This window comes from Chitinophaga filiformis, from assembly GCF_900102545.1.
GTDB lineage: Bacteria > Bacteroidota > Bacteroidia > Chitinophagales > Chitinophagaceae > Chitinophaga > Chitinophaga filiformis.
This window is the reverse complement of sequence record NZ_FNBN01000003.1, coordinates 548,373-564,450: the sequence shown is the minus strand read 5'-3', so window position 1 is coordinate 564,450 and position 16,078 is coordinate 548,373. Positions and strand designations below refer to the sequence as shown.

The window sequence follows — 16,078 nt, the reverse complement described above, 5'->3', positions numbered from 1 at the left end:
AGATAAGTGGGGAATATGATTAACTTCCGGAGAGTACGCTTACTGCCGGTTGAGATACACCAATGCTGTAGCAGGTGAAACCATTCTTCTCAAGATATACGTTATCATATATATTCCTGCCGTCAAATACAACAGGGGCTTTCAATAATTGTTTTACACGTGTCCAGTCAGGCAAACGGAACTCATTCCATTCTGTTACCAGCAATACGGCATCTGCACCTTCTGCGGCAGCATACATGTCATTACACCATTTAACGCTATTGCCCAGTGTTTTCTTCGCTTCATGCATCGCTACAGGGTCGAACACCTGTACATTAGCGCCGGCTTCCAGGAGCGACTCTATCAGTACCAGGCTGGATGCTTCACGCATATCATCAGTAGCTGGTTTGAAAGACAGGCCCCATACAGCGAAAGTTTTACCTTTCAGCATACCATCGAAGTGCCTGCTGACCTTACCGAACAATACTTTTTTCTGATCATTGTTCACTGCTTCCACAGCTTCCAGGATACGTAATCCGTGACCATATTCTTTACCTGTCTGCACTAAGGCTTTTACATCTTTAGGGAAGCAGGAGCCACCATAACCGATACCCGGATAGATAAAGGCGTTACCGATCCTGGCATCACTACCAATACCTTTACGCACCTTATTCACATCAGCACCTACCAGTTCGCACAGGTTGGCGATATCGTTGATGAAGGAAATTTTTGTTGCCAGCATCGCGTTCGCCGCATACTTGGTCATTTCTGCGGAAGCAATGTCCATGAAGATAATAGGACGGCCATTCAGCAGGAATGGATGATACAGACGTTCCAGCATTTCTTTTGCCTTGTCAGTATTCACACCTACGACGATACGGTCAGGTTTCATGAAGTCCTGTACAGCAGCACCTTCTTTCAGGAACTCAGGATTGGATGCCACGTCGTAATCAATCAGTGCATTCCTGTTCAGCATCGCCTGTTTGATCTCCCTGTTCACCTTTACAGCAGTACCTACCGGAACAGTGCTCTTTGTTACCACTACCAGGTAGTCCGTCATATATGTACCGATCTCTTTCGCAACCTGCAATACATATTGCAGATCGGCGCTGCCATCTTCACCCGGAGGTGTGCCTACAGCAATGAAAGCGATATCTGCACCGGGAATCACTTCAGCAAGATTGGTGCTGAAAGCCAGACGCCCATTGTTATAGTTACGGGTAACGATCTCTTCGAGACCTGGTTCATAAATAGGTAAAATACCTTTCTGAAGGTTGTTGATCTTTTCTGCATTAACATCCACGCAAACCACCTGCGTACCTACTTCCGCGAGACAGGCGCCGGTAACCAGCCCTACATATCCTGTTCCAATTACAATTGCTTTCATGTGCATTAAGATTGAGACGCTGTTTTGAAATCTTATTTATAGTGCAACCATGTGCTTTTTATGAAGGAAGTCGGCATAAGCCTGTACCAGTCCTTCTTTCAGCTCCACGCTATGTTTCCATCCGAGTTTGTGCAGCTTTGATACATCCATCAGCTTACGGGGCGTACCATCAGGCTTTGAAGTATCAAAAACGATATCACCTTCATAACATACCACCTCTTTCACCGTCTCTGCCAGTTCGCGTATGGTCAGATCTTCTCCTGTTCCGATGTTCACCAGTTCTTTCTCATCATAATGTAACATCAGGAATACACAGGCAGCTGCCAGGTCGTCTGCAAAGAGGAATTCACGTTTAGGTGTACCACTTCCCCATACAGTTACACTGGGTTGTCTGGCTTCCTTCGCTTCATGAAAGCGACGGATCAATGCCGGTAACACGTGTGAATTTTCAGGGTGATAATTATCGCCGATGCCATAGAGGTTGGTTGGCATCACACTGATATAGTTGCAACCATACTGATCACGGTATGCTTCGCATAATTTGATACCCGCTATTTTAGCAATAGCATAAGGTTCGTTGGTTGGTTCCAGGGGGCCTGTCAGCAGGCTGCTTTCCTGTAATGGCTGGGGGGCCATTTTAGGATAAATACAAGAGCTACCAAGAAACATGAGCTTTTTAACGCCATGCTTCCAGGCAGCGTGGATGATGTTGGTTTCCATCATGAGGTTATCGTACAGGAATTCTGCACGATAAGTATTATTAGCATGGATGCCACCTACTTTGGCAGCAGCCAGGAACACATAGTCCGGTTTCTCTTTGCTGAAAAATTCATTCACGTCAGCCTGTGAACGGAGGTCCAGTTCTGCGGAGCTTCTCGTTATCAGGTTCTGATATCCCAGTGTTGTCAGTCTTCTGCTGATCGCACCGCCCACCATACCACGGTGTCCGGCTATATAGATCTTATCGTTAAGTTGCATACGGTTGAATATTGTTTATAGCAGTTCAGGCCTGTTCTCCTTTACCCACTGATGCAGTTGTTTTACTTCCTGTCCCTTTCCTTTCTGTAAGATCAGCAGCACTTCGGGAGTATTCACTACCACCACATTTTCGACGCCCACTAATGCTACCAGTTTATCTTTTCCTATCACCATGCTGTTTACAGGATCGCTCTCTATAAATACCGCCTGGTGATTGCTATAGCGGTAATGACTTGCCAGGGCTTCTGCCAGGGCTTCATAACCACCTACATCGCTCCATTGCATAGCGCTTGGCACCACCTTTACAATATTGCTTTTCTCCAGCACAGCGTAGTCAATACTGTCAGAAGGAATAGCTTCCATTGCTGTCAGCGGAATAGAACCGGTCTCTTTCCAGATCAGTGCCGCTTCTGCCGCTGCTGTATAGATCTCAGGAGCATGTTCCAGCAGTTGCTGTAACAATACGCCTGCTTTACCGCAGAAGATGCCGCTGTTCCATAAGTAGTCCCCGCTCTGCAGCATCGCTTCAGCAGTCACTTTATTTGGCTTTTCCGTGAAGCGCACTACATCGTAGCCCGTATACTGGATGTAACCATATCCTGTTTCAGGGTAGGCAGGCTGAAGTCCGATCGTTACCAGATGTCCTTCTGCAGCCAGTTCCTCTGCTTTCTTTATTGTTTCTGCGTACAGGTCAGGCGTACCTATAAGATGGTCTGCCGGCGTGATGAGGAGAATAGTTTCAGGTGTTGCGGAGAATGCAGCTAATGCGATTGCAGCTGCAGTATTACGCCCCACAGGCTCTTCCATCATCTGTACATGCTGAGCACCTGCTTCACCCAGTTGCTTCGACACCATTTCAGACTGCTGTTCATTTACGACAGCCATTACACTTTCACAGAAGGTACTGTTACGCACCCATGTGAGTTGTAATAAACTCTGTCCGTCAAATAACGGCAGCAGTTGCTTTGGCGTCTGTTTATTGGATAGCGGCCAGAGACGGGTTCCCGACCCTCCACATAATAATACGTGTAGCATAGTGTTCAGAGTTGATATTTTAAATAGGATTTCCAACGCCTAATTTCCCGGCGCCGGCATACTCTTTACCGTTATTACTGAGCACCATCAGATCACTTGTTTTCACGGTAGCGATCAGCGAGAATCCCATGCTGTACAATACAGCTTTAACAGTATTCTTGCCTGTTTCCACCACCCTTCCATGCTGGTGCATCAAAGGACCTGCGGTGATCCGGATCAGATCATCCTCGTGTATCGGGAAACGTTCAACTTCCACGTCCTGATATTCACGCAGGAAACGTTTGATCAGATCAATCTCATGATCAGGAATACTGGCAGGTTTACCCAGCCAGTAAACGAAGTTTACGATTCCACTTGTCTCACGTACAAGCGTTTTTTTGTCTTCCGGGATACGCACAAACACATACGATTTAAAAAGGGGCTCTTCCACAATCTTCTTTCTGTCACTCCACTGATGCGTTACCTTATTGATTGGGCAGTATGTTTCGATCTGCTTCCGAACAAGGGCATCCGCCACTTTTTTCTCCCATCTTGGTTTAGTGTAGACTGCATACCACGTGTGTGTCTTCTGTTCCATTTCAGAGGATTTAAAAGTTAATAAAGCATGACTTATTATCAAGTAAAGTGGAAAGTATAAAGGCGGGAGAAGAGGAGGATAAAAGTTGGCATAGCTTCGCCTCCTCAGTCACATGAGTAGTTTTCAATAGTAATAGTTTTCAATGAGTTCCGTCAGATTCAGTGACCCGCGGAATACATCTCGTTATTTAAAAATTTTAGTAAAACGTCCCTTTTTTACAGTGCCATTTTTGTGGTCGTCTGTGTACCCATATCCGTATCCCTGTCCGTTGCCATAACCATAGCCTCCGCCATAGCCATATGCATAACCGGGCAGTCCACGCATTTTAAGGCCATTGAATACAATATTCAACTTGCCGAGGTCCCCCTGTTCATACAGGTCTTCTACCATTTTCAGATTGAACTTCGGTGTCCTTTCATGACGTACCACATACAGCGTAGCGTCAGCATATGGCGCCAGCAAACGTGCGTCAGTAACAGGTCCCACCGGAGCTGTGTCAATAATGATATAGTCAAACGAAGCTCTTAAAGTGGCCAGCAGATGTTCAAGTCTGCCATTCAAAATCAACTCGGTTGGATTTGGTGGTATCACACCTGCAGAAAGCAGGTACATGTATTCGTTATTCTCTATTGGCTGTTTTAAAATATCGCTCAGTGAAGAATGGCCTGCCAGGTAGTTACTGATACCAGGATGATGTGGCACATTCAGGATCTTACTTACTTTCGGTTTACGGAGGTCAAACTCCAGCAACACTACTTTCTTCTTTGTCAGTGAAAGGCTCAGTCCAAGGTTTACAGCAATGAAACTCTTTCCTTCACCGGAGATGGAAGAAGTGACCAGGATGGTTTTATTATCCCCATTGATACCGATATAAGACAGGGTAGTACGAAGCGCCCTGAATTGCTCTGCAACAGGTGTACGTCTTCCTTCAGTGATGGCAATACCACCACTTTTGTCGAACATGATCTCGGCAATGATCGGTGCAGAAGTACCTTTTTCGATATCTGACCGGAACATTACTTTATTGTTCATCATATCTTTCACTGCAATGAAGCCCGCTACCGCAGCCAGACCTGCTATGATAGCCAAGGCCATCACCATGGATTTCTTCGGGCTGAAAGGGAAGGTATCTGCTTCAGCCAGATCAATGATACGGCTGTCGGAGATAGCAGCAGCATATTGTAATGCTGTCTCTTCACGTTTTTCCAGCAGGAAAGTATAGATATTGTTTTTGATAGCCTGTTGTCTGCTTACTTCCAGCAATGTCCTTTCTTTATTAGGTACACCTTTCAGCAGTGATCGGAAGCGTGCATTCTGAGCAGCCAGCTTTGCCCTTCCTGATTCCAGGTTGGAACGCAAGCTCCTGATATTGTCCATAATTGCCGGTCTCAGTCTCTCTTCCTGCGCATTCAGGCTTTCCAGCAGCGGACTGTTCTCACCGGTGGTCTTACGCAGCTTATCCTGCTGTAATTCCGTTTCCTGCAACCTGGTCAGCAGTCCCAGTAATGTCTGGTCTGCGATACCGATAGTAGCAGGTACCACGTTATCTTCGGAATGTTTATTTCTTACATATTGTTCAACAGCATCCAGTGTTGACAATTGCATATCAGCTTCACTCAGCTGAGCATCATTTTCCTTTACGGATGCGAGGAACATTTTACCCTGCTCGCCAATATCAACAATGCCTTCTTCTGTTTTATAACGCTCAATCTGACCCTCTACCTGGCTCAGTTCTGCGGTAATGATACGTAACCTGTCTTCCACAAATGACATTGTCTTTGACGCTGTCTTATTCTTATCCTCGATAGATTCCGCGTCATATGTCCTCATCAGTTCATTCAGCATATCCATACCTTTCTGAGGCACGGCATCAACATATTCCAGTCTGAGTACATTTGCCTGTTTATTCGCAGGCGCAATCTTGAGATTACCGAGGAATTGTCCGGCCAGGGCCTTTTCACCCGCAATACGTATATACAGATGTTTATCACGCAGGCTGGCAGGATTAAAACCCGGAGTGGGTGTTATTAATATACGTCCCCAGCGGGTAGTAGTTACTGTATCATTCAGCGGATAAGTTTTATCGCCCATGGTCAGCTTCTTACCTCTGTAATCATATGTCAGGTCCAGGAGGGCGCCTTCCATCGGATTGATCTGGTCAGGATCGAGAAAGGTAATCTGAACGGGCGCTCTTTTATACATAGATACATCCCGGATGGTACCTCTTTCGAAAATTTCTCCATAGAGATTGAGGTTCCTTACAACAGCCTTGGACAGACTACGGGACTTCAATATTTCTATTTCATTTTCTATTTTCTTACCTGATCCCAGGGGGTCCATCATTTCTATGATAGAGCTTTCCACAGCCCTGGCATCTTCTTTTATCAATAATGTAGAAGATATCTTATAGAGTGGAGTTGCGTATTTCAGATAAACATAGGCTATAGAGAAAGAAATTATTGACGCAATCACAAATAAAGGCCAGTAAGGCTGATATTTATGCCTGATCATTTCCAGGAGGCCCGTGTGTTCCTCTCGTTTTGTGCGCGTATTTAATACTTTCTGTTGCATGGCTCTCACACAAGTTTGTAGGATGAATTATTTGAATAGCATCAACTTAGTTTAATATCAACCGGTCCAGAATAATCACAAACAGTGAAATACTGCTTAGGATAATAGATATTGTCTGGCGGTTGCCACTTGCATTAGCCACTCTCGCTTTGGTTGGTTCAACATATACTACGTCATTGGACTGCAAGTAATAATAAGGAGATGATAAGATGTCATCATTATTCAGGTTGAGCCGTTTAATCACTCTTTGCCCTTCTACATCTCTGATTAACAGTACATTGTCTTTTTTACCATAAATAGTAATGTCGCCTGCTACACCCAAAGCTTCCATTATCGACATTCTTTCGTTATTGATGGCGAAAACACCGGGACGGCTTACTTCGCCGAGAACAGTTACACGGTAATTGAGGAACCGTACACTCACCACAGGATCTTTCATGAGTTTCCTGTTGTTCAACTCATCACGCAGATAGGTGGTCAGTTGGTCTTTTGTAAGTCCGGCAGCTTTTACATGTCCAAGCACCGGATATTCAATAAATCCCTGTTCACTAACCAGATAACCTGTTACCTGGGTACCTCCCGTAGCTCCGGTGGATGCAGTACTTGGGGTGTTAAACACAATAGCATCCTCGGGGTTCATGCTACTCACAATAATCTGTAAAACGTCATTTTTTTGAATTACCGGCTCGAAATTTCCTTTCACGGGGGCAATAACAGTATCAGGAAGATTTTTAAAATAAACTGATTTCTGTGTACTGACACAAGATGTAAAAAAGAAACAGCAGATAAGGACCGGAACAACAAAGATATAACGCAAATAATCCTTCTTTAGAATCATCTTACCGTTTTAAATATTTAAAGGTTTTTCTTCCGCGCTTTCCGTACTACAATATTAGCCTATCGAGGTCTTTACGAACACTACTCAATACAGTAAAAAACGCCCATATAACACAAACGTGCCTACTAATTAGAGTATACACTCTCACAAAAATAGCGTCATATCTTTAAACGAAAGCATTTGAAAAAAAATCCAAGAATTCGTAATTAAAAAGAAAGAATACAAACTATTTGACCAGATCTTCGAAATTAGTTCTGATTTTGTGGCAACATTAAGTTTTTGGTAAATTTTCTTCAGGTGTTGGTTTACTGTGAAAACAGTCACAAAAAGCTTCTCTGCCATCTCCTTATATGAGTAGCCTTCCTTTAACAGTGCGAGCAACTCATATTCTCTTTTAGTCAGCTTATGTTTTATATCCTCCAGGGGATCCTTGGCAATATAATTAATGAGTAAATGAGCTGCTTTAGGAGAAAGAGTGCCTCCTTCGCTGACAGCATCCATAATTGAATGATAGATCTCCATTAAACGGCTGGTCTTAATAATATAACCATTCGCCCCCTGGCGGATCGATTCAATTACATAATGTTTCCCATCATGTCCTGATAATACAATAAGCTTTGCTTCAGGGTAAACCCTTTTTATTTCCTGCATACCCTGTATGCCTGATTCCCCCGGCAATGAAATGTCCAGTAATATTACGTTTACCTCTGTCTCTTTAAATGGGAGTGCTCTGAACTCCTCCATCGACTTACAAGCAAATACGACCTTACACTCTTGAAAATCCTCTAGAAACTCCTTGTAATTGTTCAACTGGAAATAATTGTCTTCTATAATTCCAATATTGATCATAGGGGTAAAAAGTTAGCAAGGTTCATAATCGGTTCAATAAAAAAATATGGCATATAAAAGTTACTTACTGTTGCAAAAATAGTTCCAAAAACGAGAACTCATAAGGCAATTTTATAAGTCATTGACTATGAAAACAATAAAGATAAAGCCATGTTCACTCTCAGTCCCCACTATTTTATAATACTATTTTATATATGATGTTTTGGTTAACTTTTCCGAAAATTCAGCACAACTTTCAACGTTAACGTAAAAATACATTTTAAAATTAAATACTCACTAGATAATTACTCCTTTATTAAGTATTTTGCTTTTCAAATTGGCGGCAAACTGTGTAATTAACACCTGTGGAGATTCTCTACAGGTTGTTCATCAGACATTTATGATAAAGAAGCAGCCAATCATTAAAAGTTAGAACAATGGACTCCACGCATACTTCTAAGAGCAGCACATTACTGAGTAATGCCAGTAATATATTAGCCATTACTGCTCATGAATTCAAGACACCACTGACCACCATCGCTTCTATCGTTGATCTTCTCTCCATCAAGCTCCAGGCAGACCGTTATATGAATCCATTCTATGAAGAACAGCTGTCCAGGATCACTTCAGAGATCTTTTCCCTGAATAACATGCTTGACGAGATGCTGACTATCAACAACATCATGTCCGGCAACTTCGAAGCAAAGAAAGAACTACTTTATGTCGAAGAACAAATCCTGCCTTTAAAGGAGCAGTTTCGTTCTCTTACAGACGATCATAAAACATTGCAAATCACAATGTCGGGTACGCCCTGCAAAATACTGGCCAATTCTGGTCAGTTGACCAGAATATTTACAAATTTGTTTAGCAATGCTTTCAAATTCTCCCGTAAAAACGCTCCAACCGTTCATCTATCTTACCAGGAAAAAGCACTTGTAATTACTGTTAGCGATGATGGTATAGGCATCCCTCCCGAAGATCTGCCCCATTTGTTCCAGCCCTATTACAGGGGAAGTAATACAAATGGTATTGCCGGTACCGGATTAGGTCTTACTATTGTTAAAACATTTGTTACAGCCAACGATGGAGAAATTACCGTGAGCAGCGAGCCTGATAAAGGCACGGTTTTTACACTGGCTTTCAGGTACCCTGATACCTACCAGTAAAATATACACATGAATGCCAGAATTCTTTTAATTGAAGACAAAGCCGGTCTTCTGAATACACTTAAAAGTCTGCTTGAACTGCACGACTATTCAGTTATTACCGCCCGTAACGGAGAGGAAGGACTTGCAATGGCTATCCGGCATCTGCCTGATCTCGTGATCAGTGATATCTACATGCCTGTCATTAATGGCTATGAATTGCTGGACCGCTTCCGTGAACATCCAGCTCTCTGCAAAATTCCCGTGCTCATTACCAGCGCCAAAAAAGAAGATGACGAAATAGAACATGCTATGCGAAAAGGCGCCGCAGGATATCTTGTTAAACCGTTTGTATTTGTACACCTGCATGAGCAGATTAAAAAAGCCTTGAAAAAGAATCAGCAATCATGATTTTTAAAATTTTTCAGCATTAAAATCCGGGTCATTCATTAAATCCGGACCGGGCTGCTGACAGCGCCTCCTTTCTATGTAGCCAGGATTTTTTATTTCACCAGCATCACAGTTCCCCTGTACTCCTTTAGTTCATTACGACTGGTATTAAAAGAGCACACATACACAAATGCCTGTGAACTCTGCGGCATACCGCTATAATAACCATCCCATCCCCTCTTCGGATCATTTGTCTGAAAAACAAGACTCCCCCATCGGTTGAATATCTTCAGCTGATAATTTGTCACTGCATCATATACCTTCGGACGAAAGAGATCATTATTCCCGTCACCGTTTGGACTAAATGCAGACGGCATCACAACAAGACAGTTCTGCCAGGGAGAAGTAACCGTTGCTGATCCTGTCTCACCACATCCCTGAGCGTCTTCTATCTCATAATGGTAACTACCCGCTTTCAGATTACGATGAAGGCTGTCCGGCTGCCACATATCTCCATCCACACGATACTTATAAGGACGAGTCCCTCCTTCCACTACCCAACTGATACTACCGTCATTTACTTCGCTGCAGCTACAGGGCTCCACATTCACCTGCCTGATGACCAAAGGATCCGGCTCTTTTATCAACACATTGAATGTATCTGAGCACACCTGTTTATCTTTCAGGATGAAGACATAGTTACCGGGCACCAGGTTATCAAACTTATTCCCCTCTCTTTCAATACCATTTACCGACAGATCATATGGAGGTATGCCACCTGTAATATTCAGTGATATCGCGCTTTTATTATCACCTGCACAATTTGACAATGTAACATCCGTACTGGCAGCCAGGTCAGACTCACCCACCGTAACAGCGGCTTTTGTAGTGACGCCATCTGCAGAAGTGATCTGTACTTCGTAAAATCCTCCGGGCAGATTGGATACCTGTGGCGTACGATAATTCCCAGGTGTCCACAGATACGTATAAGGTTGTGCCCCTCCTGTTACCCGGACACTTACACTACCGGTGGGAGTGTTGTTGCAGGAAGAAGTAGCGGAGATCTCTGTTTTCAGTATCTGGTTAATGGCCGACAGGTTATCCAGGAACACCACTACACCATAACTGTTAAGCGCACATTTTTCTTCCGGATAAGCATAAAACGAAATGAATTTATGAGATGCACGGGGCCTCAGTTCTGCCGTCCACCGGTGCCACGCCGTATCTGTAAAACTACCAGACGTCCATAGTAATTCCGATGTATCGCCGGGCGTATCACCACCGAAAACAGCGAGGTTGCCATAACAGTGTTCATGACCATAGATCCGGCTGAAAGCAAGGTCAAAAGACAGGCTATAGATCTTCCCTTTTAACAAAGGAGAAGATAGTTCCTGTTCTATTCCTTCCCTGTAAACAGGTCCTGCCTGAAGACCAATAAAGGTCTTACCGGCTTTCGCTACTTTATGGCAACCATTGACGCCAGGCAATATGTCAGGCGTATTAGTAGCCACATGCCATCCAGGTGGTGCAACCTTCACTCCGGGTTTACCCTCAAGTGAAGAATTCTGTAAAGTAAGATGCTGTGCAGATGCTACATTAAACAAAAAAGAGCATGACAGCAGGATCGTTAGTAATACACATATCCTTGCGACAGAATATGTGAGATAACAACATGGTATTCCCCTGAGCCGTGTGTGGACGGCCTGGATAGTTAGCAACATAGGATTTAATAGTTAGGTCGTTCGGTCAATAAATTCGTTATTTCTGTTTTTTGTGATTAGCAATTCCAACGGACTTAAGTAGCCAGTCCAGCATTGTGTCTGGTTTAATTCACAGGTACGGTGAGGAGGACGTCGGGAATCCCCCGTATATTAAATTGGCTTGCTATTGCATTCCGGTTTCAATAAGATACATGCTAAAGATACAATATGTTTTTCATTAATATAACGCTCTCGATAGATTTTTATTACATCTAGTAAATTAATACTCAATATAGTAGCACACTCTACAACATCAATAAAGGCATAGACGGGTCTATGCCTTTATTGAGTACAGATGACTTGATTATGCATGTTTAAACTATCCTTTTTTATGGAACAAGCAGATCATAGTTTAACCCATTGTCACCTGTTTTCATTGTTGCGCCTTTCTGGTCCGCGCTTGTTTTTATCTTTTTTGACCGGATGTTTCTTGTCTTTTGGTAAGATCACTTTAATAGTGTCATCTCCGGTCTTTTCGCGGGTAATGTCACGACTATAGTCATTCCCCATATTAGGACCTCCCTGTTCTAAACCGGTACTACCGATCGATCTATCCCTGACTGCCATAACGCTGTTTTTGATGATTAAAAATAAAATGTACTTACATCCTAATCGGCCCCAAAACCATGCCAGCAAAAGCAGGCGCAGCTATAGTACTCAACGTTTTTTATATGTGAAAAATCTCTTAAAATTTACCACCAGATTGATCATTTCTGTTCGTTTAACTAATTTTCCCGGATTTTAGTGGTAAATTGTATCAACACAGATCGTTACGTTACCTATGCCTGAACTACTAATACAGCCAACATGAAACGCTGTTGTTAGTCAAAAAAGAAAAAACCTGTAAGTATGAAGGACAAGTTGCCTTATATCACTTCAACCTATTTCGTCTCCCTGATAAAAGCATATCTTCAGGGTCATAAAACAAAGCCCGAAATACTTGCGGAAACTGCCGATCTGCTTCCTCCCTCTGCCCATAACGAAGTCAGCCAACTGCTTACTGCTGCTGCACACCAGATGAATGATGCTTTCTATGCAGACATCGTAGATAGTATTCAACATACTTCAGGTACCGTTCCTACCCGTAAGGGACTGATCCACCATCTTGAAGCACTGCTGCAGGAAGAGATCACTGTACAGGAACTGCTCGACTGGGCTACCTGGTATACCTTTGAAGAAGATCAGCTCAGTGCCGGTATTATGGATGATTTTGCCGTAGAATATTTCTGCCTTGACTTCCTGCCGGTTTATCATGAAGAACTGACGGAAAACCAGTTTACAAAGGCACTACAGTTGTTTAAACAACAAGGAGGAAATCCACTAAAAGAAAAGATCGCATTGACATTGCTGATAGAAAAAGAACAACAGCATTTTCTATATTTCCTGCGTAGCTTTTTAGAACAACCGCAACATGTGGAAGCACTTGATTCGTATCTGATGAAGAAGTTTGGTATGGATCATTTTAGTTTTCCGTATATGCCGGAATTGATGGAGATGAGTGGGAAACCGGAGAGAATGGAAGAGTTGTTGAAGAAGGCGATGATGTAGTAAATGAATAAAATGAACAATTGGTTTTAAAGAGAACTCTCTTAAACTTGTAAATAATAAGGGCACTTCAAATGAAGTGCCCTTCTCTTTATTCAAGGAAGCAGCGAAGATGCGCGGTATTTCTCCAGAACCACATCCACCTAGTCTTCCCTTTTTATTCTTGAGTTTCTTTTTTCCGTTGTAAAGATATGATCATTAAGGGAGTATGCAAAAAATAAATCATAAAAATTCCACCTTATCAATTTGCCAGCGTTTTTTTATTGAGAAGTCAATAGAGTTGTTATTTCTGGGCAGTATGGATTCTTACAGAGTCAAACTCAATAATCCTAAAACCATTTTAAAAGAATTAAAATATTGTCTGCAGGAATATGAAACAGGTCGTATTAAACATTTCCATACACTTAAAGCCAAAGAAAAAGATAAGAAAGCCGCAGTTGATGAGGCTATCAGTTTATTAAGCAGCGATAACCCCAATTACCTGGTTTTTAAATCCATATCCCAGAAATACCTGGAACAATCGCTTAGAACAATTGACGAATTCAATTACAGAAAAGTGATCTCGAGTATTGAAATTCTTCTGAGCGAAAACGAACAATATTTAAGAACTGTTATTAACGAACTGGATTCACTTTTGGCCATCAATAACTCAAGCATTGCCACGCTGGAAAAACTGGATCACACATTAAATATCCTGTTCAGTGAATTGATCAATAACGGATTCTCAAAAGGATTTTTATATAAATTGGTATACGGAACATTTGTCAAATCATTAGGCCCTGAAAGTGTCTTTAATGATCATTTCCAAAGCTTCAAAACAAGAATATCAGATAGTGAGGTTGAACATACAGTAATATTCAGAGTTGATACAACCTATAAAGTTTATGACGCCATATCCACAATTTCAATTTCAGACCCAAAACTTTCACTATCTGATAACATCAACAATATTCAATTAGACGGCATGAGTAAAAAAGAAGAACTGGCATCTTTTAACGCTACTGGTAATACCAGAAAATTTATTCATTGTAAGGTCAAAACAACAGATTATTTAGCCGCCTTAAAAACAGCACGAAGTGTTTTATCTGAATACCTGGATGTAATCAACCTTGGACTGTCAGATGAATTTTTAGAGATACATAACCGGGTATTAGTTATAGACTCCCGATCACCACAAAGCGGAGATTTCCAACATCATGTAAATATTCTGGATGGAAAGTATCGTGTAACAAAAGATCGTTACTGGGAATTCACCACAAAGCTTCCAGCGATTCTAAATGATCCTCTCATCGCTAATGAAACAAAACAGAAAATAAAATCTGCGATTCGTTATTTGAGGCTAGGTAATCAATCGATCGAAGTCGAACACAAATTTATAAATTACTGGATCGGATTGGAATATTTATTTTCAAACTACGAAAGCCAGCATACAATCAACAGAATAAAAGAACACTTCATAAACGCACATTGTCTCGCCTATGTGAAAAGAAATGTGCACCATCTAAAAAAGAACTTTGCCCGACTAGATAATACATTGGTGCCTGCATATCATTCGCCGGATGATAGTTTTCTTAAAGAGGAATCATTTTATAATGAGTTTTCTAAACTCCTTCCGAAATTTCCCTTATTAGCATATAGAGGAATGAAACTTAAACAATGGTTCTTCAAAAAAGGAAAAACCGGTAATGCTAAAGACTATATAAGAGCCCATAAAGAACACCTGGAAATTCATTTCACCAGGATCTACAGGCTTAGAAATGAAATTATACACGATGCCGCAACCAATACCAATAATGAACAGATAACATCAAACTTAAGATACTATCTGACTTTTATCCTTAATGAATTGATCGATTGCCTTTCGAAACCGACCACAGAACGGAAAAGTATCGAAGATTACTTCATATTAAATGAGATCAGACTGGGCAATATCGAGCAGAACGGTTATTTACTGGAAGATTTACTAAATGTAGATTGCTCTCTGGAGTTCATTTCCTCCTAACTCACCATCAAACTACACCCTCTCAATGCCGAATTATCCAATCTTCCCAGCACTTCAAAACTTCCCTCTTCATGCAATCTCCCAATATCCTCCGTCGCAATAAATGCACAGGAATAAACATTGGCAAGGTCTACTACATTGATCACTCCGGAAGCATTCGCTGTCGACAATTGAAAAGGATCATTTTCATCCCTTACCAGCACTTTCATCCATGGTGGAGTGGTAAACAATCCATCTTTATGGGAATAGGCCTGGGATAATAACTCTGTCATCCCATATTCGGCATGAATATGCTCACAACCTAATTTTTCTTTGAGATAAGCATGCACCTGCTGCCGGGTCCATTCTTCGCGGCGCCCCTTCATACCCCCGGTTTCCATAACAATAGTATTTTTCAGTTGCAGGGAATGATGCTCTGCGAAATCCAGCAGGCCGAAAGTAACACCGATCAGCAGGGTTTTCTGTCCGCTGGCGTCCAGTTCCCCGAGCCGGTCTGCCAATTTATCATGTTCATACAGGTAAAACCCGCTAGCTGCATGCCCGCTTCTTTTCACCATGTCCTGCACCATGTATACCAGGGAGGAATGCTGGCGTTCCAGGTAGGAGGGCAGCAGTCCCAGTATCACAAAGTCGGATACAGGGCCGTAGGAACGTTCAAACCCTGCCAGGAAACTGCGTTCATAGAGGGAGGCTTCCTTTACCAGGTGGCGGCTGTTGATGGTCTGGGTAGTGCCGCTGCTTTCAAATATCAGCTCCGGCGTGAAGGTACCACAGGTAACGGTATGCGTTTTAAAGAACTGGATAGGCAGGAAAGGGATTTGTTGCAATGAGCGCACTTCGGACGGTTTTCTTCGCAGGGCATCCGTATAAGCCCGGTAAAGGTCATTTTCCCTGTACTGGTAATGGAACAGCTCCAGGGCCGCCGCTTCCATATCCTGCTCCTGCAATGTAAATAACGCTGCCGTATTAATGCCACTCATTGTCGCTTGCTTTAAACGCACAAATTTAGGGGATACGTAACAATCAAACCAGATTTTACGTTA

The 16,078-nt window shown here is 42.4% G+C and carries 14 protein-coding genes; 4 read left to right on the top strand and 10 right to left on the bottom strand.

The window, feature by feature from the left end:
• Positions 1-19: 19 nt before the first annotated feature.
• The 7 genes from BLR32_RS14570 to BLR32_RS14540 all read right to left on the bottom strand — a co-directional run bounded on the left by BLR32_RS14570 (position 20) and on the right by BLR32_RS14540 (position 8,214).
• Positions 20-1,366: a UDP-glucose dehydrogenase family protein gene (locus BLR32_RS14570; protein ID WP_089834167.1), complete on the bottom strand. Its 1,347-nt coding sequence runs from the start codon at positions 1,364-1,366 to the stop codon at positions 20-22.
• A gap of 36 nt (positions 1,367-1,402) precedes the next feature.
• On the bottom strand, positions 1,403-2,344 hold the full coding sequence (gene fcl, locus BLR32_RS14565; RefSeq protein WP_089832982.1) for a GDP-L-fucose synthase: 942 nt from the start codon (positions 2,342-2,344) through the stop codon (positions 1,403-1,405).
• A gap of 15 nt (positions 2,345-2,359) precedes the next feature.
• Entirely contained in the window at positions 2,360-3,379 is a 1,020-nt protein-coding gene (locus BLR32_RS14560; protein WP_089832980.1) for a mannose-1-phosphate guanylyltransferase, read from the bottom strand.
• Between the two features lie 19 nt (positions 3,380-3,398).
• The gene (locus tag BLR32_RS14555) at positions 3,399-3,956 is read right to left on the bottom strand and encodes a UpxY family transcription antiterminator (protein WP_089832978.1); all 558 of its coding nucleotides are present in this window, start codon (positions 3,954-3,956) and stop codon (positions 3,399-3,401) included.
• A 183-nt stretch (positions 3,957-4,139) separates the two neighbouring features.
• Positions 4,140-6,527 carry a GumC family protein gene (locus tag BLR32_RS14550; protein WP_089832976.1) on the bottom strand — a complete coding sequence of 796 codons (2,388 nt, stop codon included), beginning with the start codon at positions 6,525-6,527 and terminating at the stop codon, positions 4,140-4,142.
• A gap of 46 nt (positions 6,528-6,573) precedes the next feature.
• Entirely contained in the window at positions 6,574-7,365 is a 792-nt protein-coding gene (locus tag BLR32_RS14545; protein ID WP_089832975.1) for a polysaccharide biosynthesis/export family protein, read from the bottom strand.
• Positions 7,366-7,509: 144 nt separating this feature from the next.
• Positions 7,510-8,214: a response regulator gene (locus tag BLR32_RS14540; RefSeq protein WP_089832973.1), complete on the bottom strand. Its 705-nt coding sequence runs from the start codon at positions 8,212-8,214 to the stop codon at positions 7,510-7,512.
• Between the two features lie 416 nt (positions 8,215-8,630).
• Between BLR32_RS14540 and BLR32_RS14535 the strand changes: the two genes are divergently transcribed.
• Together BLR32_RS14535 and BLR32_RS14530 are read left to right on the top strand one after the other, a co-directional pair.
• Positions 8,631-9,359 (top strand): sensor histidine kinase, encoded by a 729-nt coding sequence (locus tag BLR32_RS14535; protein WP_089832971.1) that lies wholly within the window; start codon positions 8,631-8,633, stop codon positions 9,357-9,359.
• Positions 9,360-9,368: 9 nt separating this feature from the next.
• The gene (locus tag BLR32_RS14530) at positions 9,369-9,749 is read left to right on the top strand and encodes a response regulator (RefSeq protein ID WP_089832969.1); all 381 of its coding nucleotides are present in this window, start codon (positions 9,369-9,371) and stop codon (positions 9,747-9,749) included.
• A gap of 92 nt (positions 9,750-9,841) precedes the next feature.
• Here the strand turns inward: BLR32_RS14530 and BLR32_RS14525 are convergent, their stop codons facing one another.
• A complete protein-coding gene (locus BLR32_RS14525) occupies positions 9,842-11,266 on the bottom strand; it encodes a T9SS type B sorting domain-containing protein (RefSeq protein WP_176842286.1) in 1,425 nt (474 codons plus the stop codon).
• A gap of 585 nt (positions 11,267-11,851) precedes the next feature.
• Positions 11,852-12,055: a hypothetical protein gene (locus BLR32_RS14520; protein WP_089832965.1), complete on the bottom strand. Its 204-nt coding sequence runs from the start codon at positions 12,053-12,055 to the stop codon at positions 11,852-11,854.
• Positions 12,056-12,337: 282 nt separating this feature from the next.
• On the opposite strand from BLR32_RS14520, the gene BLR32_RS14515 reads away from it, so the two are divergent.
• Together BLR32_RS14515 and BLR32_RS14510 are read left to right on the top strand one after the other, a co-directional pair.
• Positions 12,338-13,036 (top strand): hypothetical protein, encoded by a 699-nt coding sequence (locus BLR32_RS14515; protein WP_089832963.1) that lies wholly within the window; start codon positions 12,338-12,340, stop codon positions 13,034-13,036.
• A gap of 205 nt (positions 13,037-13,241) precedes the next feature.
• Positions 13,242-15,035 carry a hypothetical protein gene (locus BLR32_RS14510; RefSeq protein ID WP_143011474.1) on the top strand — a complete coding sequence of 598 codons (1,794 nt, stop codon included), beginning with the start codon at positions 13,242-13,244 and terminating at the stop codon, positions 15,033-15,035.
• Here the strand turns inward: BLR32_RS14510 and BLR32_RS14505 are convergent.
• The gene (locus tag BLR32_RS14505; RefSeq protein WP_089832959.1) at positions 15,032-16,015 is read right to left on the bottom strand and encodes a LuxE/PaaK family acyltransferase; all 984 of its coding nucleotides are present in this window, start codon (positions 16,013-16,015) and stop codon (positions 15,032-15,034) included. The two genes, BLR32_RS14510 and BLR32_RS14505, sit on opposite strands and share 4 nt — an antisense overlap.
• Positions 16,016-16,078 lie beyond the last annotated feature (63 nt).

Bases quoted from the DNA above. Each gene is read 5' to 3' on its own strand.
- BLR32_RS14545 (WP_089832975.1), bottom strand. From the start codon at position 7,365: ATGATTCTAAAGAAGGATTATTTGCGTTATATCTTTGTTGTTCCGGTC.
- BLR32_RS14555 (WP_089832978.1), bottom strand. From the start codon at position 3,956: ATGGAACAGAAGACACACACGTGGTATGCAGTCTACACTAAACCAAGA.
- BLR32_RS14530 (WP_089832969.1), top strand. From the start codon at position 9,369: ATGAATGCCAGAATTCTTTTAATTGAAGACAAAGCCGGTCTTCTGAAT.
- BLR32_RS14560 (WP_089832980.1), bottom strand. From the start codon at position 3,379: ATGCTACACGTATTATTATGTGGAGGGTCGGGAACCCGTCTCTGGCCG.
- BLR32_RS14550 (WP_089832976.1), bottom strand. From the start codon at position 6,527: ATGCAACAGAAAGTATTAAATACGCGCACAAAACGAGAGGAACACACG.
- BLR32_RS14520 (WP_089832965.1), bottom strand. From the start codon at position 12,055: ATGGCAGTCAGGGATAGATCGATCGGTAGTACCGGTTTAGAACAGGGA.
- fcl (WP_089832982.1), bottom strand. From the start codon at position 2,344: ATGCAACTTAACGATAAGATCTATATAGCCGGACACCGTGGTATGGTG.
- BLR32_RS14515 (WP_089832963.1), top strand. From the start codon at position 12,338: ATGAAGGACAAGTTGCCTTATATCACTTCAACCTATTTCGTCTCCCTG.
- BLR32_RS14505 (WP_089832959.1), bottom strand. From the start codon at position 16,015: ATGAGTGGCATTAATACGGCAGCGTTATTTACATTGCAGGAGCAGGAT.
- BLR32_RS14510 (WP_143011474.1), top strand. From the start codon at position 13,242: ATGCAAAAAATAAATCATAAAAATTCCACCTTATCAATTTGCCAGCGT.
- BLR32_RS14535 (WP_089832971.1), top strand. From the start codon at position 8,631: ATGGACTCCACGCATACTTCTAAGAGCAGCACATTACTGAGTAATGCC.
- BLR32_RS14540 (WP_089832973.1), bottom strand. From the start codon at position 8,214: ATGATCAATATTGGAATTATAGAAGACAATTATTTCCAGTTGAACAAT.
- BLR32_RS14570 (WP_089834167.1), bottom strand. From the start codon at position 1,366: ATGAAAGCAATTGTAATTGGAACAGGATATGTAGGGCTGGTTACCGGC.